The sequence below is a fragment of the Arthrobacter rhizosphaerae genome, assembly GCF_023062595.1.
Classification (GTDB): domain Bacteria; phylum Actinomycetota; class Actinomycetes; order Actinomycetales; family Micrococcaceae; genus Arthrobacter; species Arthrobacter rhizosphaerae.
Window position 1 is genome coordinate 44,217 of the sequence record NZ_JALLAN010000011.1, and the last position, 23,378, is coordinate 67,594.

General features: G+C 63.1%; 17 protein-coding genes, 1 pseudogene and 1 riboswitch. Of the genes and pseudogenes, 8 read left to right on the forward strand and 10 right to left on the reverse strand.

The genetic code is table 11. The features are described 5' to 3' along the window. Positions 1 to 54 precede the first annotated feature (54 nt). The 4 genes from MU551_RS15170 to MU551_RS15185 all read right to left on the reverse strand — a co-directional run bounded on the left by MU551_RS15170 (position 55) and on the right by MU551_RS15185 (position 9,484). Positions 55 to 6,756 carry an RHS repeat-associated core domain-containing protein gene (locus MU551_RS15170; RefSeq protein WP_247046022.1) on the reverse strand — a complete coding sequence of 2,234 codons (6,702 nt, stop codon included), beginning with the start codon at positions 6,754 to 6,756 and terminating at the stop codon, positions 55 to 57. Continuing rightward, positions 6,753 to 7,580 (reverse strand): LPXTG cell wall anchor domain-containing protein, encoded by an 828-nt coding sequence (locus MU551_RS15175; protein WP_247046024.1) that lies wholly within the window; start codon positions 7,578 to 7,580, stop codon positions 6,753 to 6,755. Before MU551_RS15175 ends, MU551_RS15170 begins: the two co-directional genes overlap by 4 nt. Before the next feature lie 272 nt (positions 7,581 to 7,852). Beyond that, positions 7,853 to 8,233, reverse strand: coding sequence for a hypothetical protein (locus tag MU551_RS15180; RefSeq protein ID WP_247046026.1), 381 nt, complete (start codon positions 8,231 to 8,233; stop codon positions 7,853 to 7,855). Between the two features lie 444 nt (positions 8,234 to 8,677). Further along, positions 8,678 to 9,484: a hypothetical protein gene (locus tag MU551_RS15185; RefSeq protein WP_247046028.1), complete on the reverse strand. Its 807-nt coding sequence runs from the start codon at positions 9,482 to 9,484 to the stop codon at positions 8,678 to 8,680. 168 nt (positions 9,485 to 9,652) lie between these two features. Between MU551_RS15185 and MU551_RS15190 the strand changes: the two genes are divergently transcribed. From MU551_RS15190 to MU551_RS15200, 3 genes are read left to right on the forward strand one after another with little or no spacing between them, the layout of a single operon-like run. Further along, positions 9,653 to 10,297: a sugar ABC transporter ATP-binding protein gene (locus tag MU551_RS15190; RefSeq protein ID WP_247046030.1), complete on the forward strand. Its 645-nt coding sequence runs from the start codon at positions 9,653 to 9,655 to the stop codon at positions 10,295 to 10,297. Next, positions 10,294 to 12,330 (forward strand): YhgE/Pip family protein, encoded by a 2,037-nt coding sequence (locus tag MU551_RS15195; protein WP_247046032.1) that lies wholly within the window; start codon positions 10,294 to 10,296, stop codon positions 12,328 to 12,330. The genes MU551_RS15190 and MU551_RS15195 overlap by 4 nt, the downstream gene beginning before the upstream one ends. Beyond that, entirely contained in the window at positions 12,327 to 12,944 is a 618-nt protein-coding gene (locus tag MU551_RS15200) for a TetR/AcrR family transcriptional regulator (protein ID WP_247046034.1), read from the forward strand. The genes MU551_RS15195 and MU551_RS15200 overlap by 4 nt, the downstream gene beginning before the upstream one ends. A gap of 637 nt (positions 12,945 to 13,581) precedes the next feature. Here the strand turns inward: MU551_RS15200 and MU551_RS15205 are convergent. The 3 genes and pseudogenes from MU551_RS15205 to MU551_RS15215 all read right to left on the reverse strand — a co-directional run. After that, positions 13,582 to 14,595: pseudogene (locus MU551_RS15205) on the reverse strand (EamA family transporter); the annotation flags it as partial. A 102-nt stretch (positions 14,596 to 14,697) separates the two neighbouring features. Next, a complete protein-coding gene (locus tag MU551_RS15210; protein WP_247046036.1) occupies positions 14,698 to 15,225 on the reverse strand; it encodes a SixA phosphatase family protein in 528 nt (175 codons plus the stop codon). Between the two features lie 229 nt (positions 15,226 to 15,454). Further along, complete coding sequence (locus MU551_RS15215; RefSeq protein ID WP_247046038.1) at positions 15,455 to 16,327, reverse strand: winged helix-turn-helix domain-containing protein; 873 nt, start codon at positions 16,325 to 16,327, stop codon at positions 15,455 to 15,457. A 615-nt stretch (positions 16,328 to 16,942) separates the two neighbouring features. Here MU551_RS15215 and MU551_RS15220 point away from each other — a divergent pair. The 4 genes from MU551_RS15220 to MU551_RS15235 all read left to right on the forward strand — a co-directional run bounded on the left by MU551_RS15220 (position 16,943) and on the right by MU551_RS15235 (position 20,681). Further along, complete coding sequence (locus tag MU551_RS15220; protein ID WP_247046040.1) at positions 16,943 to 17,677, forward strand: response regulator transcription factor; 735 nt, start codon at positions 16,943 to 16,945, stop codon at positions 17,675 to 17,677. An 83-nt stretch (positions 17,678 to 17,760) separates the two neighbouring features. Continuing rightward, on the forward strand, positions 17,761 to 19,182 hold the full coding sequence (locus MU551_RS15225) for a sensor histidine kinase (protein ID WP_247046043.1): 1,422 nt from the start codon (positions 17,761 to 17,763) through the stop codon (positions 19,180 to 19,182). A gap of 87 nt (positions 19,183 to 19,269) precedes the next feature. Beyond that, a riboswitch (cyclic di-AMP (ydaO/yuaA leader) is annotated at positions 19,270 to 19,447 on the forward strand. Continuing rightward, positions 19,447 to 20,187, forward strand: coding sequence for an aggregation-promoting factor C-terminal-like domain-containing protein (locus MU551_RS15230; protein ID WP_247046046.1), 741 nt, complete (start codon positions 19,447 to 19,449; stop codon positions 20,185 to 20,187). (Overlaps the previous riboswitch by 1 nt.) 50 nt (positions 20,188 to 20,237) lie before the next feature. Beyond that, positions 20,238 to 20,681 carry a YdeI/OmpD-associated family protein gene (locus MU551_RS15235; protein ID WP_247046048.1) on the forward strand — a complete coding sequence of 148 codons (444 nt, stop codon included), beginning with the start codon at positions 20,238 to 20,240 and terminating at the stop codon, positions 20,679 to 20,681. On the opposite strand, the gene MU551_RS15240 is transcribed toward MU551_RS15235, so the two are convergent. The 3 genes from MU551_RS15240 to MU551_RS15250 are packed head-to-tail and all read right to left on the reverse strand — an operon-like array spanning position 20,662 to position 22,814. Further along, a complete protein-coding gene (locus tag MU551_RS15240) occupies positions 20,662 to 21,330 on the reverse strand; it encodes an HAD-IA family hydrolase (RefSeq protein WP_247046049.1) in 669 nt (222 codons plus the stop codon). The two genes, MU551_RS15235 and MU551_RS15240, sit on opposite strands and share 20 nt — an antisense overlap. A gap of 4 nt (positions 21,331 to 21,334) precedes the next feature. Then, entirely contained in the window at positions 21,335 to 21,970 is a 636-nt protein-coding gene (upp, locus tag MU551_RS15245) for a uracil phosphoribosyltransferase (protein WP_247046051.1), read from the reverse strand. A 13-nt stretch (positions 21,971 to 21,983) separates the two neighbouring features. Beyond that, a complete protein-coding gene (locus MU551_RS15250; protein ID WP_247046053.1) occupies positions 21,984 to 22,814 on the reverse strand; it encodes a phosphatase PAP2 family protein in 831 nt (276 codons plus the stop codon). Positions 22,815 to 22,873: 59 nt separating this feature from the next. Between MU551_RS15250 and MU551_RS15255 the strand changes: the two genes are divergently transcribed. Further along, positions 22,874 to 23,377, forward strand: coding sequence for a nucleoside deaminase (locus MU551_RS15255; protein ID WP_247046055.1), 504 nt, complete (start codon positions 22,874 to 22,876; stop codon positions 23,375 to 23,377). The last annotated feature ends 1 nt before the right edge of the window (position 23,378 follow it).

Sequence of the window (23,378 nt, forward strand, 5' to 3'; positions counted from 1 at the left end):
AGAGAATAAGGGCGACGTTGCTGCCGGACCACGAAATAGCATCGGTGAGCCCGCTCATGGCGCACCCCACTGCAGCATCTGACCAGCGTCAGGAACAACCGCGGAGAGCACACGGCCGTCGTAGGCGCCTTCTTTTGCTACGAAGACTACGACGGTGCGGCCCCCCGCTTGGCCCATGAAGGCGCGAGTCATTGTATCGCCGAGCCTCCAATCGAATGTCTTGGCAGGGGTGCGAAGAATAGGTGACGTCAACCTCTCGAACTCAGCAACCTGAGAGGCGAGGCTCCCGGAATTGACAATGAGCCCTTCATCCCGGAGGTGCCGGATGGCGTGTCCTCCCTGGGACCGCATTCCTTGGTACGCCGAGCCTACAGCATTGTCTGCGAAACCGGTTGCTATGTGTGTGGCTGCTACTTTCCCGCCGGGTTGCGCTACCCCAGCGAGTAGCCTTTCTGCTGGCGATAAAACCCTGCCCACGGGTAGGAACGAGCCCCAGTAGCCGACGGTTACTTGCAAGCGCGTGTTGTAGTCGGTGTTCATTGGTCCGCCGGTGACGGAGTTGTTGCTATACGCGGTCCCGGTGCTGTCCACCTCTGACCACTCTTGCGGGGGTGCGGCCATCGGACCGGTGGGAGTTTGGATCATCTTGGGCGCGGGAGTGGGACTCCAGAAGGGAAGCTTAGCGATGCCCTCGCTGAGTCCATTGCTCCAGTCCATGAAGCCCTGCACAGCGCCACCCACGAAGTTGACGACATTGTTGAAAGTGTCGCCGATTCCGCGGCCGATGGCGCCAAAGTCGATACCCCAGTAGCCGTGGTAGTCGGTGAGGGTGGTGGGGTTGTTGGTGACGTAGTTGTAGCGGTTGAGGGTTTGGGGTTGGGTGAGGAGTCCGCGCCATTTGTCTTGTCCGGTCCAGGTTCCGGTGGCGGGGTCGAGGGTTCTGGAGTGGAAGCGGTGGGTTGTGTGGGTGGTGTTGGTGGGTTGCCCAGTGTAGTTGGGGTCTGAGTCCCAGCCGGTGGTGGCGTATTCCTGGACGCCGTAGTCGGTGTACTCACTGAGTTCTGTGATCGCTCCGGGGCCGCCATCGGTGGTGGTGGTTGCCTGGGCGATGGTGGAGCCGAGTTTGTCCAGGAGCGCCCATCTGTCTTCGGTGGTGGTGCCGGTTTGGAGGGCGGTGCGGCCGAGGTTGTCGGGGATGAGGTTCGCGGTGCCGTGGGTGTCGGTGTTCTGGATGGGTTCGAGCCCGTTGAACGCGGTGGACGTTTCGTGGGTGCCATGTTCGGTGGTGTCGGTGGTGGTGAGGTTCCGGCCGAGCCCGTCGTAGGCGTAGCTGCTTGTCAGTCCTGGTCGGGTGATGGTGGCTGTCTGGTTTTCGGGGGTGTAGGTGTAGCCGGTGGATGGGCCGCCTGCTGCGGTGGTGTTGGTGCGGTTCCCGTTCCGGTCATACGCGTACGAGGTTGTGGAGGGGCCGGACCCGGTGCGGGTCTCGGTGGTGAGCTGGTCAACGTTGTTGTAGCTGGCTGCGACGTTGAGGGCGTCCCCTGCGGTGGTGGTGGACGGGTTGTCCGTGGTGCTCCAGTTGGTCCGGTTGCCGTTGGCGTCGTAGGCGTACGTGCTTGCCACCCCGGTGCTGGATGTGGTGCCGGTGAGCCGGTTGAGGGGGTCGTAGGCGTAGGTCCGGGCGTCGGTGGTCCCGGCGAGGGCCCCGGTGGCCGGGTTCGAGGGCCCTGCGTTCGGAACCTTCACCGTGGCCCCGCCGACCCCAACTGGAGCTGTGGCGGTGGTTGCTGGGGTGGTGCCGTTGGTGCGGGTGCGGGATGCGACGTTGCCGTTGGGGTCGTAGGTGTAGTCCAGGGTCAGCGCTTCACCGGGGGTGATCCCCGCCTGTGTGGTGGGGAGGGTGCGGCGGTTGAGGTAGTCGGCTGTTTTGATGCAGTTGGTGCCGGTCGCCCCGGTTTCGGGCAGGGTCCGTGCTTTGAGGTAGGAGGAGGCGGTGGTGCAGGCCTTCGCCTCCTTCGACACAGGTGCCTTGGGTGCAGGAACGGCCGCGGCAGCTGCTGCTGCTTTCTCCGGTCCAGCAGCTGCTCCCGCCGCAGCGCTAGCGGGTTTTTGGGTGGTGTGGGTGATGTTCTGGACCCGGTTGGCGGGGGTGTAGGTGTTGGTGGTGGTGACTCCGTTGGACCTTGTGATGGTGTCTGTCCGGCCGGCTTTGGTGTAGGTGTAGTCCAGGGACCCCCACGGGGAGTTCTGTTCGGCGATACGACCGGCGAGGTCGTAGCTGTAGCCGATCCCGACGGCCGTGTCCGCGGTTGGTTGACCGGCTATTGGCCCGGTGGTCGCGGGGCTGGTGTTCCCGGCGGGGAGGGTCAGGGTGGTGAGCTGCCCGGCGGCGTCGTAGTCGTAGAAGAGCTTCTTCCCCAACGCGTCGGTCTGGGATGTCAATCCACCCCTGGCATCGTATTCCCAGGCGGATGCGCCGATGGAATCCGCCATGGTGATGAGGTGCTGTTCGGGGTCATACCCGTAACTGACCGTCGCGCCTACCGCGTTGGTGGTGGTGGCGAGGTCCCCGGTCGGGGTGTAGGTGCTGGTAGTGCTGTTTCCGTTAGCGTCCTGCTGCTTGGTGAGCAGGCCGCGTCCGTCGTAGTCGTAGGTCCAGGTGTTCCCGGCCGGGTTCGTTTCCCCGATGGTCCGGCCTGCCTGATCGTGGGCGAAGGTGGTGGTGTTCCCGTTCGGGGTCTTCACCGTCGCAAGGTGCCCGGCAGGTGTGTAGGAGTAGCTGGTCGTGACGTTCGTGTCGTTGCCCGGGTCTGCGCCGGAGACCTGGTTTTCGGTGACGGCGGTCAGCTGCTGCGCGGGGTCCCAGGTGTAGGCGGTCGTGGTGCCCTTCGCATCGGTCATGCCGGTCTGGTTCCCTGCCTTGTCCCACGCGTAGGTGGTGGTGACGCCGTCGGGGTCCGTGGTTTCGGCGAGCCTGCCCGCGATGTCATAGGCGTTCGCCCAGGCATCCCCTTCACCGTCCGTGGATGCGGTGACCCGCCCGAGCGGATCGTAGCTCGTGGCGGTGGCTTCCCCGGCGGGGTTCGTGACGGTCACGGGCCGGTTGAGGGCGTCGTAGGCGGCGGTGGTGGTCCGGCCGAGCGGGTCCGTCCCCGTCACCGGGTTCCCGTTCCTGTCGTAGGAGTAGGTGCTGGTGGCGCCGGTCGGGTCGGTTGTGGTGGTGAGCTGCCCGGCCGCATCAAAAGCACTCAGCCATTCCTGGCGGCGCCGATCGGTGGAGGTGACGGGGTTCCCCACGGCGTCATAGGTCACGGTCGCGGAGTTCCCTGAGGCGTCGGTGGTGCGGATGACCCGGTCCATGACGTCGTATTCGACGGTGGTGGTTCCGCCTTCGGGGTCGGTGACCGTGGTGGTCCGCCCGACGGTGTCGTAGGCCGTGGTGGTGACGGCCCCTGTCGGGTCCGTAGAGGTGATGAGCCGGTTTTGTTGGTCGTAGGTGTTGGTGGTGGTCCCGTTTTCGGGGTCTGTGCTGGTCAGGAGGTTCCCGGCCCGGTCGTAGGTCCTCGCCCAGGCGCCGCCGAGCGGGTCGGTGGCTTTGGTGACCCGGTAGAGCGGGTCGAGGTCGAACCCGGTCACGGCCCCGAGCGGGTTGGTCACCTTCGTCAGTTCGTCTTCACGGTTATAGGCGTATTCGGTCCTGCCGCCGTCGGGGGCTGTCACAGCCGTGACGCGCCATAGGGCATCCCACTCATACGTGGTGACGGCCCCGAGGGGGTCGGTGGAGGAGACGAGGTGGTTGTTCCCGTCATAACCCAGGGTCGTGACGCCGCCGGCGGCGTCCGTCTGGGTGGTAAGCCGGTCAGCGGTATCCCAGGCGTAGGCGGTGGTGTTCCCGTTCGGGTCCGTGACCGAAGTCGCCCGGTTCGCCGCGTCATACGCCCACGCCGTCACCCTGCCGAGTGGATCGGTGGCCGTGGTGAGGTTGCCTCGGGAGTCGTAGGTGTAGGTGGTGGTGTTCCCCGCCTGATCTGTTGAGCTGGCGAGGTTCCCGGCCGCATCGAAGGTGTTGGTGGTGGTGGTCCCGTCCGGGTGGTGCACGGTCACCGGCAGGCCCCGGGGGTCGTAGTCCAGGGTCGTGGTCCGGGTCGCACCATCTGGGCCGCCGAGGTCGGTGGAGGTCGCGAGGTCCCCGGCCGGGGTGTAGGTAAAGGACCGGGTATCACCCTCCCGCGCCACGGTCTGGGTGAGGTGCCCTGCCCCGTCGTAGGCGTATGCGGTGGTGACACCGTTCTGGTCGGTGTAGGAGGTGACCTGGTTGTTGGTGTCGTAACTGAAGTCCTGCGTACTGCCGGCGGCGTCGAGGATCTTCGTCACCCGGTACGTATCGTCGCGGGTGTAGACGGTTTTGTTGCCCTCGTTATCGACATAGGTGGTGGTCTTCGCCGCGTCGTCGTAGATAAAGCTGCGTTCGGTGCCTTCGGCGTCCCACTGCTTGGCGACCCGGCCGGCGGCGTCGTATTCGTTCCTCAAATACAGGATCCCGAGCGCGTCGGTGGCGGTGAGCAGCTGATGCGCACCGTCATAGGTGAAAACGCGGGTGCGGCCGTCCGGTTCGGTGATGGAGGCCAGGTTCCCCGCGGCGTCGTAGGCGAGTCCCCAGATCCGGCCGTCGGGGTGGGTGAAGGACGTGATCCTGCCCAACGCATCGGAGCCGACAGTCACTGTCTGACCGGCGGCGTCCGTGATCGAGGCAAGCGGCAGGAACTGTTGGGTGTCGTTAGGGCCGCCGTAGGTCAGGGTGGTGGTGTTTCCTTGCCGGTCGGTGTGCCTGGTGAGCTCCCCGATGCCCTCAACATCACTGGTGTCAAAGAGCCAGGTTTCCCCGTCGGGGGAGGCCAGCTGCAACGGACCCCCGGCTGCCTCGGTCAATGTGTTGAGGGTTCCTGCCTCGGCGGTGTAGCCGCCGGCGCCGTTGCCGGTGAACACGTAGGAGGCGCCGTCGCCGCGGACGGCAAGGACTGACCCGTCGGAAAAGCGTTGGACCCGGGCACCGGCCCCGAAGGACACGCCTGCCCCGGCCCGGGAGAGCCGGCCGTCCTGGGAGTTATAGACCAAAGACAGGTCAAGTGCCTGGTTCCCGGGGCCGGTGAGGGTGAAGAGGGTGTGTTTTTCGATCAGGTTCCCGGTGGTGAAGGACACCGGGTCAGCCCCATACGCCTGGAAGTTATGGAAACCCAGGTTCTTCCACTTCGCCAGCTCCGCCGCCGAAGGCTTCGCAGGCCACCCGCCTGTGACAGGGTTCAGGCAGTTGAAGCCCTTCGTCTGCAGATACTGACCCAGCCCGGTGAACACACCGTTGGTGATCGAGGCGAACCCGTTATCAATCACGGGACGGTCATAGTTATGGTCAATGTAGAGGGTTTCCAGGTGCGTCAACGCACCAGGCAACGACGACAACCCCGGGTAAGGCAGCCCGGCTTGGGACGCGGGTTTCGCCGGACGGCCCGTGTAACCGGGCATCACAGACACCAGCGAACCCGTGACGGCGTTATCCTCAGCCCCGCCGCGGGAATAAACCTTCGTCCCGCCATCAACCTCAACACCCCACGGCCGCGCGTTCAACGCATCAAAGGCGATAGTGACGGTCAGGACCGGGTTATGCGCGGCAGCAATAGCAGCCCGCGTCTCAGGGGAGACAAACCTCAACGAGGCATCCCTCGTGATCGCGACATCCGCCTTGCAGACATCCGTCAGCATGGTCTTCAGGTCGTTCGCGAGCCGCATATTCTGCGGCAGTTCGGTCATAGCCCCGTTCGGGCCGACGGTGTTGGCGACGTCATCGTCAGGGTCCAGGACGATCTTTGGGCCGGCGGGGGGAACGAAGGGTGTTCCGATGACCACGAACTGGGACAGGTGGTCCGACTCGCCCTTCACTTTGCCGGTGGCCTTGTCGTAGTAGGAGGGCAGCTCCACCCAGGCCTCGCCAGGTGTTTCCCGGGTCATGATCCGGATCGACGCCGGATCAATCTTCCCCACAGTCGTGCCAAGCCTGGACTCGTCGATCGCCAGCTCCAGCGCAACACCAGGGTCCACAGCAGTCACAACGTCGGGGCCGTCAGGGGTCTCGAGGATGGTCGGATCCGCCGGGAAGGAGGTGACGTCTTTCCCGTCCGGGTTGGTGGCGGTGATCTCCACCGCACTGTTCAACGCCACCCCGCCGGTCTCGGCCGCGGCAGTCCGGCCCGCCCCGTCCTGGAGTTCCTTGACCTCGACTTTCAGGTCTTTGTCGATCTCGTGGCCGGAGAAGGTCACGTGCGCGCCGACGTCTTCGGCTGTGATCTCGCTTTCCTGCCCGGGCTTGATTTCCCCGTCCCCGACGGGTTCCTGATCCTTGACCGGGCCCTGCCCGTCCAACACGGTAGGTGCCACAAACGGGACCTTCAGAGTCGCGGCCCGGGCAGCCTCCTGCGCTGCGGCCAGCGTCCCGGCCCGCAACACCGCAGCCGTATTCACCGGCGCCGCGTATACAGGAGTCAGGGTCGAGGCGACCAACGCACACGACACCCCAACCCCGACAGCACCCGAAGCGAGCACCCAACCCAACCCCGACAACTTCGCGACCTTGGTGAGGTTACCGAGCCGCGTCAGCTGCAGGACCCCCAAGGACCCTGCAGACCCGCCGTCGGCTCCGGAAGCCTTGGCATTGGGGGAGCGCGTTTTGGTGGTTTTATGGCGTGCGGTGTGGCGGGGGCTCATACCTGACCGCCCGCCACCAGACCCGGCACCAGAGGCGAAGCATCGTTGTCGTCAGATCCGCCGTCGTTTGTGTTGTTGTTTTTGTTGCGTTTGCGGATCATCAGCAAAGCCCCACCGCTAAGCAGCACGAGCCCTGCGAGGAGGAACAGGCCCAGCTGGAAACCTGTGGAGGCCAGGAACCCCTGATCCTTCACGCACGCTGCGAGCTCCGCGGCATCGGAAACACCGTTCCCGTCAAAATCTTCCTCACCCGTTGCGCAACCGGTGGACCCGCAGATCACGTAGTCGATCCAGTCAGCAACACCGTTCCCATCAGCGTCTTCACGCCCGTTCGAGCATGTTCCGGACCCGCAGACCAGCTTCTCCGCATAATCCGGCACCCCGTCAGCATCAGAGTCCACGGTGGGGTCGGCGCAGGTGGTTGTTCCGCAGGAGGTGACCTCGGTCCAGTCCGGCACCCCGTCAGTGTCGGTGTCCTCCCGGCCGGTCGCGCAGGTCCCGGACCCGCACACCACGACCTCGACAGTGTCAGGAATCGCATCCCCGTCAGCGTCACAGGCCGACGCGTCAGCCTCCCCGGCACAGGGACCCCCGGCTTCCGCAGGGGCAGCCAGCACCGCCGTCGAAAGGGAGGTGGAAGCAAGGGCCGCGGAGGATGCGGAGGCTGCGGGGGCGAACACCAAAGAGACCAGCATAAGAGCCAGGACTGGCATCACCATCAGTGCCGCCCGGGCTGGAACCAGCAGCATCCGAAACCGGGCAAGGGGCCGGCGGGCAGAGGATGTCGGTGCGGCCAAGGGTGAGCCGGGAACGTGCTGGAACATGACGGGGGAAACCTTTCGGCGGGGCGGGCAATACAGCAACCCACCCCCGGACCGGGAACCGACTGCACCCCCTCAACCACCCCGGCACAGAATCATGACGGGATTGCTCCAAACGATTACCAAAAGCGAAAAGTTGGTGGCTGCCACAAACGCAGTTCCCGCCCCAGCAGAAGGGGGGGCAGGCTTATTCCGGGACCAACGACACTCTTATCACCCAGTACCGGCGATGGCTAGACGAACAAGCGCCGGCGACAGGTTGAGGAGTCACCCCCTTAAGCCTGGGTAGTCAAAGCCTTGCGGGCGAGTTCGGTAAATTGCTCCATCTTCCGGTGCCATTCCTCTTTAAATACAGGGTTGGTTTCTGCATCCAGATACCAGCCCAGCCGATCATAGGCGTGGCCCTTTGCGATGCTGCCCGTTGTGGTCTCTTCAAAATTGACTGTCATTCCAACCGGGACACTCCGACGTCCCCAAGGAAGCATTGTTCCCCACATACGGACGAAAAAGTTCCAGCCGGTGCATACGGTCACACCAATGCTTTCATGTCGCGGCCTGTAGCCCTCGGCCTTCAAGTTTTGCACAAGAATTTGGAGTGCCTCCGCTGAGGTCAATGGAACGGGAAACGATTCGCGTGTCTCGTAGATGGTCCCCATTCAAGATCCTCTTTTTCTCTTTTTTGGCAGCACGAAACCGCTACATCATGCAGTGATGATCGTACGGCGAATCGTACCCTTGAATTCACGTAGAGGACTTAGAACGGCCCAATCCATGGGCGGCCAAGGGCGATATTATTCTGTAACCCGGGGGCGAACTGCCAGACCGACGGGCTCTAACGGGAATCAGTTTTTGCCGTCGAATTGATCCTGCGGCGACGTCGTTGAGAAACCGCCGGGTCGTTGGACGTCCTTCAGCGGTTCACCCAGCGCGGTAAGGGATCGGGCACAAATTCGCAGTGCAGAGGACTTCTGACATTAGTGCAGTCACCTTCTGAAAATGACATATGGGGCCCCACTCGAAGTGGAAGGAGTGGCGCATCCGGTCAGCACGAGTGCCCCCAGAGCAAGAGTGCCCCCACCTCCGGAGCCAAGGCATGTGGCTCATGAGTATCTGACGCTCATCAGCAGCGCTTTGAGCTGGGCGTATTGTTCTGTGCCCATCCAGGCTTTTGCGGCCTCCCGGCTGGAGAAGGCCGGCTGTGGCGGCTCGTTGAAGATCACATGTGCAAAAGCGCCTCCGTTTGCCATCACAAGCAACCCGCAGCCGGACGATACTTCCCCCTCGTCGAAGTTGCTGGAATTCCTGACCGACATGCTGTACCAATCCGCACCTCCGCTGTTTTCCACTGCGAACCCGAACCAAGGCGTGGTGCCGTCAGTGGCAGGCATTAAGGGAACGGCTGCTTTGTCCAGCACTGTGCGGTTGGTGGGCCCAGCTGCACACCCCACGCCGTCAGCGCCGCTCGAGACAGCGAGCAGATCATTGCCGGTCCAATCAGAAACGATCGCTTCAAGAGGCTGCCACGGCGGCCCATCCCGCCCTGGTCCGCGCTGGGTTCTGACGGTCCAGCCAGCCGGGTAGGAGAAGGAGATGTGCCCGTCGGGGAATGTGAAGGATTGCAATGCGGGCTGGGCCGGTTCCGCCGGCGCCACCGGCTCCACAGGAGCGGGCGCTTCGGTAGCCGGGGCTGCCGGAGGTGCAGCGGACAGCAAGGGTGGTTCAGATGTTGGGGTGGCGGTGGCTGACACCGTCTGCTCAGCGGCTGCAGTGGAGGCCGCGCCGGGAGGCGCATCTCCCGCGTCTGCAATTTCCACCCCCGTCTGTGGACCACAAGCCGAAAGGGTAAAGCTGATGGCCAGACCGGCCACAGCCACTGCTCCAAGAAAGCCGAAGCGGTTAGATGTCATTTTATGGATCCCCCAAGATGCGCACTGACAGCGGAGTGGCTTGCCCCGCTTGACCATTCAGTTTCCGGCTCAGGCTCATTCGTTACAAGCCGGGTCATTTTCAGCTTATTTGTACTGACTGGTCAGTTCGGTTAGGCTTGGAGCAGATTCCGTCCTTGAAAGGTCCCCATGCTCTCCGTAGAAAACCTCCGTATCCAGGGCCGCAGGGAGGATCTTCTGCCCGCCACTTCCCTTCAGGGCCGGCGAGGTGAACTCCTGCTCGTCACTGGGGAGCGTCAGGACCAGCGGACAGCTTTGGCCCTTAGCCTGAGCGCCCGAATGAAGGCAACGACGGGTTCCGTCAGCTGGGACGGCGTCACCAAAACGAAGAAACTCCGGATCACGAGCGCCCTCGTGGACTCCCCCGGTGTCAACGAACCTGAACAGCACCTGACGGTGCGTGATCTCGTTACCGAAGATCTGGCCCTGATTCCGCGCCGATACCGCGGGGCCTTACTCAGCAAGCCCTGGTTGAAGATCAACCGCTTCGACGACATCGCCGAATTGTGGACGGAGCAGCTTCAGCCGCTGCGGCGCGTTGAACTGCTCACCGCCCTGGCCCTCGCCAACCCCGACACGGACCTTTTGGTGGTCGACTCCCCGGACCGCCACAGTGCAGACGCGGGAGGCTGGCTTTCAAGGCTGGAGGAACTGGCGTACGACGGCGGGCGGCCACTCGCCGTCGTCGTCACTGTCAGCGCCCTCCCGGACGGCTGGACGGGACCGTCGGCGGTCATCGGTAACAATATTCTCGAGAAGGAGAACTCCAAGTGACTGTGCTGCGGCTGGCCCGCTCGGAACTCAAACGCATGACCGGAGGGCTGCTGCCGAAACTCACCCTCCTCGCCCTGATCATGGTGCCCTTGCTCTATGGCGCGGTCTACCTCTACGCGAACTGGGATCCCTACAGCAATCTTGACCGGATCGATGCTGCCCTGGTGGTGGAGGACACCGGAGCGACGTCAAGCAACGGCACAGAGCTGCAGGCGGGGAAGGAAGTGGCCGAAAGCCTGGTCAAGGGTCATGTCTTCAACTGGCAAAAAGTCAGCAGCAGCGATGAAGCCGAACAGGGCGTCGCCAGCGGCAGGTACGCGTTCGCCCTGAAGATCCCGAAGGACTTCTCGGCGAACCTCACATCCCCCGGCAGCTTTGACACCGCCAATCAGGCCATGCTGAACGTGACCACCAACGATGCCAATAACTATCTCCTCAGCACCATCGTGGACAAACTGACCACCGCCGTTCACGCCTCGGTTGCCCAGGAAGTGGGCGAAGAAACCGCCAATCAGCTCCTCACCGGCTTCGGTACCATCCACAACCAGATCACCAAGGCAGCAACGGGAGCCGGACAACTCTCCGGCGGAGTGAACCAGCTCCGCGACGGGACGGTGACGCTCCATACGGGGACGAGCCAGCTCAGTCAGGGGGCAGCCGAGCTCTACAACGGGCAGCTAAAACTCAGCGACGGCGCCAATCAGCTTGCGTCCGGAGCAGGACAGCTCGACGGCGGGCTGCAGCAGCTGAAGGAGAAGACAGCCACCTTGCCAGCAGATTCCCAACGTCTGGCCGATGGTGCGGCGCAGGTGGCCGCCGGAAATGCCGCCCTGAACACCAAAGTCCAGGACGTCGTCGGCCAGCTGAGTGCAGCGGATCAGAGTTTGCGGGAACGTGTGTCGGTTGCCAACACCAAATTGGTGGAGGCAGGTGTGCTCACCCCGGAACAGGCGGACAAGGTCCTGGCAGACTTCGATGCTGCCGCGGCTTCCGGCCCGGCAGCTGATGCCAAATCAAAGATTCAGGCGGATGCGGCGCAAATCCAGCAACTGGCGGACGGATCTGCCGCCGTCAGTGACGGGGCTGCCAAGCTTGCCGCCGCTGCCCCTGCTCTGACCGGCGGAATCACCCAGGCAGCAACAGGAGCCGATCAGCTGGCGTCCGGGTCAGCTGCCCTTGCGGCGGGACAGCAGACCGCGCTGGACGGATCAGCCCGAGTGTCAGCGGGAGCACAGGAGCTCGATTCCGGGGCCACCAAACTTGAAAGCGGCGCGGCAACAGCTGCTGAGGGTGCCGGCACCTTAACCAATGAGCTTGCTAAAGGTGCGGGGCAGATTCCCAATCCTGATGACTCCCAGAAAAGCAGCCTGTCCAAGGTCATTGCGGACCCGGTCGCAGTAAGCAACGTCTCCCAGGCCAAAGCCAACTCGTACGGTGCGGGCCTGGCTCCGTTCTTCCTCACCCTTGCTTTGTGGATCGGCATTTTTATGCTGGTCCAGGCAATGCGCCCCATCACCCAGCGGGCACTGGCCTCCAACGCCCCCGCGTGGAAAATCGCCGTCGGCGGCTGGTTGCCTTTCCTGGCGGTTTCCGTGCTGCAGGCGAGTTTGCTCACCCTGGTCGTGGACGTCGGGCTGGGCCTGAACCCTGCCCATCCGGTTCTGATGTGGCTGTTTATGCTGGCGGCCGCCATGGCGTTCAGCTCACTCATCCAGGGCATCGTGGCGTTGCTCGGCTCCCCGGGAAAGCTGGTGGTCCTCATCCTGCTGGTCCTTCAGCTGGTCTCGTCCGGCGGCACGTTCCCCTGGCAGACCACACCCCAGCCGCTCCATGTGGTGCATGACGTCTTGCCCATGGGTTACGTGGTGACCGGAATGCGCCACCTGATCTACGGGGCCGACCTCTCCCTGATCCTGCCCACGGTTATGGGCCTCCTTGGCTACACTGTGCTGGGAGCCGTACTGTCCACACTGGCGGTCCGCAAGCACAAGTTCTGGACCCTTAAGTCGCTGAAGCCGGAGATCGCAGTATGAGCACGCAGGAAGCCGGAGAGCGGAAGTTGCGCCCCGGCAGGACCAACGCCACCAAACAAAAGCTGTTCGAGGCTTCAATGGAACTGATCGGCGAGCGTGGTGCAGCCGGGGTGACGGTGGATGAGATAGCAGCCGCTGCCGGCGTTTCGAAAGGGACGGTCTACTACAACTTCGGCAGCAAGTCCGATCTCATCGCGCAGCTCCTGCGCCACGGCGTGGACATTCTGCTGGCACGGCTTCTTAGCGCCCAGGACAATTCGGCAGATCCGCTGGAAGCCATGGAACATATGATCGGCCAAGCTATGGATTTCATGGCAGAGTATCCTTCGTTTGCCCGGCTCTGGGTCAGTGAAAACTGGCGGACACCGAGTGTTTGGCAGAACACCTTCGCTGAACTCCGCACCCTCTTGCTGGAGGTCATCGGGGCGGCGATTGAAAGGGTGGCCGCTAAGCACTCTGTGGACACGTCAATTTCCCGCGGAAGCCTGGAAACCGCAATTTTCGGCGCCTGCTTTGTGGTGGGCCTGGATCGGCAGACGTACCACCCCGAGCGGACCAGGGAACAAAGCATTGCGGCGATCATGGCAATTATGCGTGGCTACGTCCTGAAATAACCCACCCTTCGGGGAAGATGGGCATCATGGGGACCAGCGGGAGGACAGCGATCGGCGCGGCCTTCGTGGCCGTTGGCCTGCTGATCCTGACTGCCATCACGCTCGAAGAAGTGGTCCTCTTCGCTTTCCTCGGAGCAGTGGCGCTGGGTTACCTGGCGTCCGTGGTCCAGGTCGTCACCCGCGGGCGAAACCTGGCGTTGCTGGCAGGAGGCATCGGCACGAGCCTCTTCATCGGCTTCGCGATCGCATTCCTGCGGATGTGGGGACTGGCCTTCAATCAGGATGCTGCGGCGTTTGGCACCGCCGTCACAACCCAGGATTCGGACATCTATTTCTACTTGGCTGTGGCATCCGGCTCGGGAACATTGCTGGTGCTCTTTGCCGGAGCAGTGTGGCCCTCAGGCAAGCGGCTTCCTTCCGCCCGCAAATCCTCGTCGGCCTCGCGCCGCAAGCCGGTTTCGGCGTCCCGGCGACCCGCCTCAGCGTCGGCCAAGCGACCTGCCTCGCCGTCAGCCGCGCGATCGCGTAGCTCCTCGGCTGCACCCAGGGCATCGGCAGTGCGCAAACCACCACCGCCCAAATCGTCCGCGCCGTCCAAAGCATCCGCAGCAACCCGATCGTCCGCAGCAACCCGATCGTCCGCGGCGGCCAAAGCGTCGGCGGCATCCAAGCGTGCACCAGCCGCGCCCAAACCCAAGCCTCCCGCCAAAGGCGTAGCACCTGCGAAGGCGACGTCCCGCCGCTGAGCATGCCATCGGCGCTGCCCAGGGGTGATCAAGGGTCCCACCGGTCCCAGCACCGCGGTAGCCACGCCTCCCAGCAGGAGCATTCCTCCAGCCACTTCCGGCAGCGACGGAACTTCGTTCAAGACCAGCCACGCAGTGCTCATGCCCACTACCGGGACAAGGAGCGTGAAGGGGACCACGGCCGAGGACGGGTACATACTGAGCAGCCGGTTCCAGATACCGAAGCCCACGAGGGAAGCAAACACTGCCGTGTAGATGGCGCTCAGCACCGTGGCGGGCTGGAGATTCATGAGTGTCCCCGTCACAGCGTCGGACCCGTCCACCAAAAGGGACAACCCCGCAAGGGGCAGCGGCGCCAGGGCTCCAGACCACACCACAAGTCCCAGCCCGGAGGTCGCCTTCGCCTTCCGCACAATGACATTACCAACAGCCCAGGACAGGGCAGCCGCGAGCACGACGATGAATGGCAGAACAGGCGCCACCATGCTGCGGCCCGCTGCCACGACGGCCAGCCCTGCCACTCCAAGGACGACGCCGGTCAGTTGCCGGCCGGTGGGCCGCTCCCCCAGGACTCCGGCGGCGATCAGCACTGTCAGCAGCACCTGGGCCTGCAGCACCAGCGATGCCAACCCTGCCGGCATGCCCAGCGCCATGCCCACATACAGGAGGGCGAATTGCCCCGTACTCATGAACAGCCCGACGCCGATGATTACCTTCCAGCTGACGTCGGGTTTGCGGATGAAGAAGATGCACGGGAGAACGACAAGAACAAAACGCATCGCCACGAACAGCAGCGGGGGCACGTCGTCGGTGCCCCCAGGGTGCAGGCCAAGGTCGATCGCAACGAAATTCACGCCCCACAGGACGGCAACGAAGACGGCCATTGCGCTATGACGTATGTTCACGCTCCCACTGTGCCAGTTGGAAGCGGATTTTCACGGCAGGTGAATCCGGACCCTCGGGCGATCCCTCACCAGGACAGGATCCAGGGGCAAACCCTTCTCCTTCTAGTGTGCCCGCGGCACCTTGAAGTGGGTGAGCCGGGCGTCCTGCCCATCCAGTTCGGCCCAGGACTTTTCGGTCTCCAGGACGGTCAGCCCGCTGGTGGGAAACCTGGTTGCGGCATCCATGTAGGCATCATGGTCAGAGTCACGGGACGCCAGATGCATCGCAAGGTCCTGCACGCCGGGCATGTGCGAAATGACCATGAGTGTGGTGACCGTGTCCGGCACATGGTTGATCACGGTGAGCATCCGCTGGGCCGACGCTGCGTACAGTCCGCCCTCAAGCTTGGGCGTGGGCGCTTTGTCACCGAGCTCACTGCACACCCACGTACAGGTCTGCCTGGTACGGAGGGCGCTGGAGCACAGAATGAAATCGGGAACCACATCATGTTTGAGCAGCCACTTACCGGCCAGCGGCGCCTCCCGGTGGCCCCGCTCTTCGAGGGGACGGTCGTGATCGGCAACCCCGCCAGGCCAATCGGCCTTGGCATGGCGCATGATCACCAGCCGCTTGATATGGTGCTCACTCATGCCCCCAAGCCTAGCGGGGACAACCCACCCCGCCGCCCAGACCCTTCAGCCGCGGAGGCACCTACTCACTAGTCACGCACGAAAGCGGCATTCTGCGTAGTGCCGCATCGCCGTGGGCCCACGCCGTCAGGGTTCCCTGGCCGAGCTTGCGAGGCTAGGGAGACGGTGGGGAGGTACGAGCGCAGGCGCAGAGGGATCGTGCCGCCTTCTGGCGGTGGTGAAGTGAGAGCTAGATCGAGTATTCCGGAGCGGCCCAGACAATGACCTCGGGGTGCTCGTAGAAGCGGTACCCCTGGCCACGGACGGTGCGCACAGTGTTGGCCAGGCGGCCCAGCTTTGAACGAAGGCGGCGGATGTGCACGTCGATGGTGCGCTCGTTCGGCACCTCTTCGGCATTCCGCCACAGGCCTTCAAGGAGTTCGTCGCGCCCGACGGTGCGGGTGCCGTTCTCCACCAGATAGTTCAGCAGTTCGAATTCCTTGAACGTCAGGTTCAGCGATTCGCCGTCGAGGTGGACTTCCCGGCGGGCCAGGTCGATCAACACGCCGGAGGGGCGGGGATCCTGGGCCTGGGGTGTGCGGGCTGTTTCGGGACGCTGCCGGGAGTTCACGGTGGGGTCACCGAAAGTGGAACGGACGACGTCGAGCGCGGAGCCGGGGGCGTTAGCCGGCGCTACCGCAACGGCGGCGTAGCTTTCGGCACCGGAAACGAGGGACTGGGCGTAGGCGCGGATTTCCTGGGCGAGCTTGGCGATGGAAGTCCCGGAGGCGGCGGCAGTTTCCTCGTCAATTCCCATGTACAGCACAAATCCGCGGGCAACGTTCTCATTCGGAACAGGGCGGACCGCGGAGCCGATGGCCGGAGCGATAACAGGGGTTGGGGCCGTGGCAGGCGCCGACTCAACCGGGGAAACGGCGCGGAGCTGGCCGTATGAGTTGGGGTTGTAACCCTGCGGGACGAAGCCGGGCGCGGCGTAACTGCTGCCGGGAGCCGCGGGAGCCAATGCAGGGCGGCCACCAAAACCTGGGCGGACACCGGCGGGCGGAGCGCTCTTGTTGGCGTTACGGACGGAGATGTGGACGTATCCAGATGCAACTGACATGAATGCTTACCTCAATGTGAATGGCCGTCATCGCGGCTCGAATGCTCGATTTCCCCCGCAATGAGAACTGGGGAGGGGCGCCCGACGCTGGGCTGGGGGCGAATGCCTAAACAACTGTTCGGGGTAGGAAAGTCAGGCGTGCATTCGACAACAGCGCATGTCAGAGCCAGCGGATGTGCTGGTCTGAAAAACTGCGGCTGCAGGTGCTGTTGAGTTCTTGTTCACAATGAGAGTGTGCAACGTAACAATGACAACTTGCAAGTAACAATGGACCGATTCGTCCGCATCGTGAGACAAAACGGCCATTTGTGATGTTAATCACCATTCTGCGACGAGGATAAAATAACACTTGTTTTTCTGTCTGAACGTTCGGGAAAGCAGCTTTTCCGAAGAAAATTCACTGTTTAGACCAAATTTTGCAGTTTTATTCAGTTGGTTTTGGAATACCGAAACACACTGCCTCTTACGGCTGTCAATGTCCAGCCCCTTTACATGGCCTCCTGAAGAGTTCGTTCGATTTGTATCTGCTAGGCAATGCGGGAAGCCGAACACGCTCACAGGCTGCCCACAGGAATCCACAGCACAGGCAATTCTCCAAGGCAAAAACTTGTAGGTATGCCAGCTCCTCACACCACAAATCTGCCGCAGCTCGCCCATCCCGATGGCTCGCCTATACGAGCCCTCGTGGTCGACGACGAACCAAGCCTTTCTGAACTGATGAGCATGGGTTTGAGAATGTCGGGCTGGTCTGTGGCGATAGCAGCGGACGGGCCGGCAGCGGTGAAACGCGCCAAGGACTTCCGTCCTGATGTCCTCATTCTGGATGTGATGCTCCCAGGCTTCGATGGTGTTGAGCTGTTGAAGCGCATACGCACCTTTGCGCCCGGAGTTCCGGCACTGTTCCTGACGGCCAAGGACGATGTGCAGGACCGTATTACGGGCTTGGCGGCAGGCGGGGACGACTACGTGACCAAGCCGTTCAGCATGGAGGAGGTCCTTTTGCGCCTTCACCGGCTGGTTCAGCGTTCAGGCGTTGCAGCCATGGACACTGCCGAGTTGGCCGTGGGTGATCTCCTGCTCAACCTGGACACCCGCGAAGTTACCCGGAGAGGCGAAGACCTGCAGTTGACCGCTACCGAATTCGAGGTGCTGCGCTACCTGATGGAAAACGCCAAACGTGTTGTCAGCAAGTCACAGATCCTGGACAACGTCTGGAACTACGATTTCGGCGGCCAAGCCAACATTGTGGAACTCTATATTTCCTACCTGCGGAAGAAAGTTGACGCCACACTGCCCCCAATGATCCACACAATGCGCGGTGCGGGTTACGTCATCAAGCCTGCGGTCTGACCAAGTTGCCGCCGGCCACCTTCCCCCGAAACTGGCGCCAGCCGTCAACGTGGCATCTGCGCACCCGGCTCGTCCTGCTTTCGATGGCTCTCCTCGTTGCTATTTGCGGGGCGACCGGACTTGTCAGCTACACCTCCATGAACTCGTTCCTCATTGGGCAGTTGGACGACAATCTCAAGCTCGCCTCGAAAAACGCTGTCAAAGTCGGCAGGGCGCCATTCGGTACCCCCAATGGGCCCGACCCCCTGGACCTCCCCGGACAAGGGGTGGGCACCGTCTTCGCGCGGATCCAGAATGGCCAGGTCAGCAGTGCCGGATTCCTTGCGTCGGACACCAGCAGGGCCGCGCTCTCTCCTGACGACAACCATGTTCTGCTCGACGTGCCAGCCGATGGCACTCCCGTTACCAGGACTTTGGCAGACGGGGACTATCGGCTGCTCGCGGTCCAGACGCGGTCCGGAGATGTCGCGATAACCGGCCTTCCCATAGCTGGAAAGGAGAGCACGCTAAATTCCCTGGTGTGGACCATGGGGGTGGGGTCGCTCGCCGGAATAGTGTTGATCGGCCTGGCAGGAACAGCCATGATCCGCCGTAACCTGAAGCCCCTTGAGCAGTTGTCCGATGTGGCCACCCAGGTCTCCCGGTTACCCCTCGACGCCGGCGAAGTGGCGCTCGCCGTGCGGGTCCCGCCGTCGAGCGCTCATCCCGGAACTGAAGTGGGCAGGGTTGGCCACGCTTTGAACCTCATGCTGGACAACGTCTCCCGGGCGCTTGAGTCCCGGCAACGGAGCGAGACCAAGGTCAGGCAGTTTGTGGCAGACGCGTCCCACGAACTGCGGACCCCTCTCACTGCAATCCGCGGCTACACCGAGCTGATGCGAATGACGGAAAACCTGACTCCCGACGGGACGAAATCTCTCTCAAGGGTGCAGAGTCAGTCCGAGCGGATGACTGCCCTGGTGGAGGACCTGCTCATGCTTGCCCGCATTGATGAAGGGCAGCAGCTGCGACTCGCGGACGTGGATCTTACCCAGCTGGTGGTCGAAACGGTCAGCGACGAGCGGGTGATGGCGCCCGACCGAAAGTGGAAGCTGGAACTGCCAGGAGATGCCGTCATGGTCCGCGGCGACGCCTCGGGATTGCGCCAGGTCCTGACGAACCTGCTTTCCAACGCCAGGAAGCACACACCGCCGGGAACCACTGTGGTGGCTGGTGTGGCGGAGCCCCAGGAAGGGATCGTCATTATTTCCGTTACCGACGATGGTCCCGGCATCGATCCGGGATTCATTGACAAGGTGTTCACCCGTTTTACCCGTGCGGATGCCTCGAGAGCCATTACCCACCCTGGAAGCAACCCTGAAAATGAGGGATCCAGCGGCCTCGGATTATCCATAGTCCAATCGATCATGGAGGTTCACGGAGGCAGCGTTGAGGTCACTTCCCGCCCGGGCTTCACCCGGTTCTTGCTCAGATTTCCAGCGCAACTCACCGCGCCGTCGTCGTGATCTCTGTTACCAAAATGTGACTTAATCCCTCAACTCCTGTAGCGTCGTTGGGGTGCGGCTACCGTTCTGGCCGCATTTCCGGTTGGACGCCAAACTCTGCCGCTTCCCGGATACCGCATGACCAGGCAGAGACGGGGGACCCAGAGTCTCCGGGCATTTGTTCAGCATTCCGCCCTTGGGGTGAAGCCGACACGTGATTTTCCGTGCGGCCGGATGACCTCATCCGAACCCGACAGCTAACTCCGTAGGCGTTGAGAGGCAATCATGACTGAACCCTTGGTACAAACGCGCCCTGATCACAATCCGGAGCCCAAGAATGCACCGGATCAGCCCTCGCAACACGGGATTTCAAGGCACCGCGCGGAAAGCTCGAAAACCCCCTTCTCCCTCTCCCGGGTCAGCTCAGCACTGGGTGGCAACGGCTATCGTCTGGCTGTCGTCGCTTCAGCCTGTGCCGTATTGATTGGCGTGGGCGCCGCCGGGCAGGCCTCCGAGCCGGCCATACCGGAAGCAGCTCCCACGGCCCAAGCTCCCACCACAGCCAACGCCGAGTCACGAATCGACTTCGAGAAGTCCCTGGTTAAGGCGCAGGCTGCTCCTTCGCAGGCACCGGTGGAACCACAGGCAGCTCCTGCCCCGCCACCTGCTCCGGCTCCTGCTCCGGCTCCCGAGCCCGCTCCGGCACCTGTTGCCGTTGACGATCCTGCGGCCGCCCAGGCTTATGCTGCGGGTCAGCTTGCCAGCTATGGTTGGGCCCCGGACCAGATGCAGTGCCTCATGACACTGTGGACCAAGGAATCGGAGTGGAAGACCACTGCCACCAACCCCAGCAGCGGCGCCTACGGAATCGTGCAGTCCCTTCCCGCTGAGAAGATGGCGACGGCGGGTGCTGACTACGTGACCAACTTCCGCACCCAGATCAACTGGGGCCTCAACTACATCAAGGAACGCTACGGCTCCCCCTGCGGCGCCTTGAACTTCCACTACGCGAACAACTGGTACTAAACCGACTTCGCCCTGGTGCGCCCGGGTGTTCCCCACGGCATACTGTGACCATGAAGTTCACCACCACCATCATGGGCAGCGGCAACACAGCCGGAATTGTGGTACCTGCCGAAATCGTGGAGGCGCTCGGGGCGGGCAAGCGTCCGCCAGTTCTGGTAACAGTCAACGGTAAGAGCTACCGCAGCAGCATCGCCGTCATGGGTGGGCAATTCATGGTCGGTCTGAGCGCCGCTAACCGCGAGTTGACCGGGGCTGCAGCCGGGGACACGGTGGAAGTCGGGCTGGAGCTCGATACCCAACCACGCGTCGTCGAGCTCCCCGATGATCTGGCTGCGGCGCTCGCCGCTGAACCTGAAGCGCAGGCTTTTTATGCGGCCCTGAACTACAGCGCGCAGCGTCGTTATGTGGAACCTGTCGCGAGCGCCAAGCCCGGGGACACACGCTCGCGCCGGGTTGCGAAAGCTGTGGAGAACCTTAAAGCCGGAAAGAAATAATGTTCTTTCCGCTGGGATCCTGAAGGACTCCGGCGGAAACCGCTGAGTAGTCCGTAATGTGCAGGACGCCGTCGGGAAGCTCTCCGGTGTTAGGACCTACAGCAACAGTGCGGATGCCCGCCGCTACACCGGCCGCAATCCCGGCGGGGGCATCTTCAAACACCAGGGCGTCGCTCGGGTGGACCCCGAGGAGCGATGCCGCCAGGAGATAACCCTCCGGGTCCGGCTTGCCCCGGGTTACGTCAGCGGCGAAGACGGCAGAGACGGGGATGGCGAGCCCTGCTGCAGCCATCCTCACCTCGGCGAGCCTGCGGAAAGCCGATGTCACCAGAGCCACGGATTCGGCGGGAAGACTCGCCAGCAGCTCCACCGCCCCCGGCACCGGGACGATCCCGCGCGTCTCCACCAGTTCCATCCGCCCGAGCTCCGCGGTGAGCGCTTCGATGTCGGATCCGGCCGGTGCGTAACGCCGTACGGTATCGATGGCCTGGACGCCGTGCGAGGTCCGCAGGATTTCGGCAAAGTCGAGGCCGTAGCGCCCGGCGAATTCGCCCCACACCCGTTCCACGATGCTGGTGGAATCAACGAGGGTGCCGTCCATGTCAAACAGGACACCCCGGGCGGTCAGAGTGTTGTTGGGCAGGCTCATCCGGTTATCCGGCGATCCCGTACAACCTGTCGCCAGCATCGCCCAGACCCGGCACGATGTAGGACTTGTCGTTGAGTTTTTCGTCGATGGAAGCCAGGACGATAGTGACATTGGCGTCCGAGAGTTCTTCCTCGAGCCGGGCCAGGCCTTCGGGGGCGGCAAGGAGGCAGATGCAGGTGACATCCGAAGCGCCGCGCTTGAAGAGGAACTTAATGGCCTCACGGAGTGTTCCACCGGTGGCCAGCATGGGGTCCAGCACGAAGATCTGCCGGTTCGTCAGGTTCTCCGGGAGCCGTTCCGCATAGGTGATGATGTCAAGGGTTTCCTCGTCCCGGGCCATTCCCAGGAAGCCGACCTCCGCCGTCGGAACCAGCTTGGTCATCCCTTCCAGCATGCCAAGACCGGCGCGGAGGATGGGGACCACCAGCGGCGTGGGCTTAGTGAAGGCGGTGCCCACCGCAGTGCTGACGGGTGTCTCGATGGTCACGGGCTGGGTGCGGACATCCCGCGTGGCTTCGTAAGCCAGAAGAGTTACCAGCTCCTCTGTGAGCTGCCGGAAAACCGGCGAAGGGGTCTTTTTGTCCCGCAGAACGGTGAGCTTGTGGGCGACCAGCGGGTGGTCCACGACGAGTGTGCGCATGGGGTCAAAACTATCACCCGGATGTCTTGTCCCCGCCCTGGCTGCGAACCACTCCATCAGACTCAGCAGGAGCGGAATCCGAGAGGTGAGCGGGATGGTCAAAAGTGGGTGCCGGACCCGCATGTTCGCGACGGCGCGTGAGATGGAAAAGCCTATGGGCCAAAACCACAAAGCCCAGCCAGGCCAGCCCCAGGAGCCAGGCGGCAATCACGTCTGTCAGCCAGTGATGGCCCAGGAACACCCGGCTCAGTCCCATCGCGCCAGCGAAGAGGATGCCTGCCACCACCACGGAAATCCGGATCCAGGCATGGGCCACCTCCAGGCACATCAAGTACACCAGGACACCGATCACCACTGTCGTATTCAGGGTGTGGCCGCTGGGGAAGGAAGGGGACGACTCGTAGGGGGCGACGGCGTCGACATGGTCCGGACGCGTCCGGCCAAACAGTCGCTTGCCCACGTTCGTGGCTGTAATGGAGACCGCTGCGGCGCCGGCGACGAGGATAATCGGACGCCAGGTCCTGGTGGTAAAAGTCAGCCAGGCCGTCAGGAAGCTGGCCAGAATCGGCATGCCGATACTTCCACCGATATTGGTGAAGGCTGTCATCGCCTCATTCATTGCGGGACTGCGGATCTGTTTAGCAAAGGCGAGCGCAGGCTGATCCAGGCCCGCCACACCGCTTTCATCCACGACGTCCTCGTACACTTCTGCCCCCAGGAGGGCCAGCGTTACGATCATGGCGCCGCCGATCAGGAGGGTGAGCCACAGAGCCGCATACGGAGCCACCCAGAGCCCATATCGATCGACCACTGTTTTCAGGACTCGGTCAGTCAAGGGTTTCATGATGCCTCCCCGTTTTTTCTGCTTACAAGGCTGCTTACCATCGAAACTATCATTGAGCCATGACTTCCCCGGAGCCGCGCCATGCTGAGTGGATGGGCCTTGCCCTGACTGAGGCCCGGCTGGCGCTGGCCACTGAGGACGTGCCGATCGGCGCCGTCGTCATCGGTCCTGACGGGACGGTTCTGGGTTCCGGCCGCAACGAGCGTGAGGCGCTCGGCGACCCCACTGCGCATGCCGAGATGGTGGCCATCAGGGAAGCAGCGGCGCGACTTCGCACGCTGCGGGCGCTGGATGGCGGGGTCGACGACGGCTGGCGGTTGGAGGATTGCACTCTGGTGGTGACGCTTGAGCCGTGTGCCATGTGCGCCGGAGCAATTGTGCTGTCCCGCATCCCCCGGGTGGTGTTCGGGGCCTGGGATGAAAAAGCGGGAGCCGCCGGTTCCGTGTTCGATGTCCTCCGCGAGCGCCGGCTCAACCATTGGGTGGAGGTCTACGCCGGCGTCCGGGAGCACGAATGTGCCGCACTGCTCCGTGGATTTTTCGCACAGCACCGGGGTGTCTGAC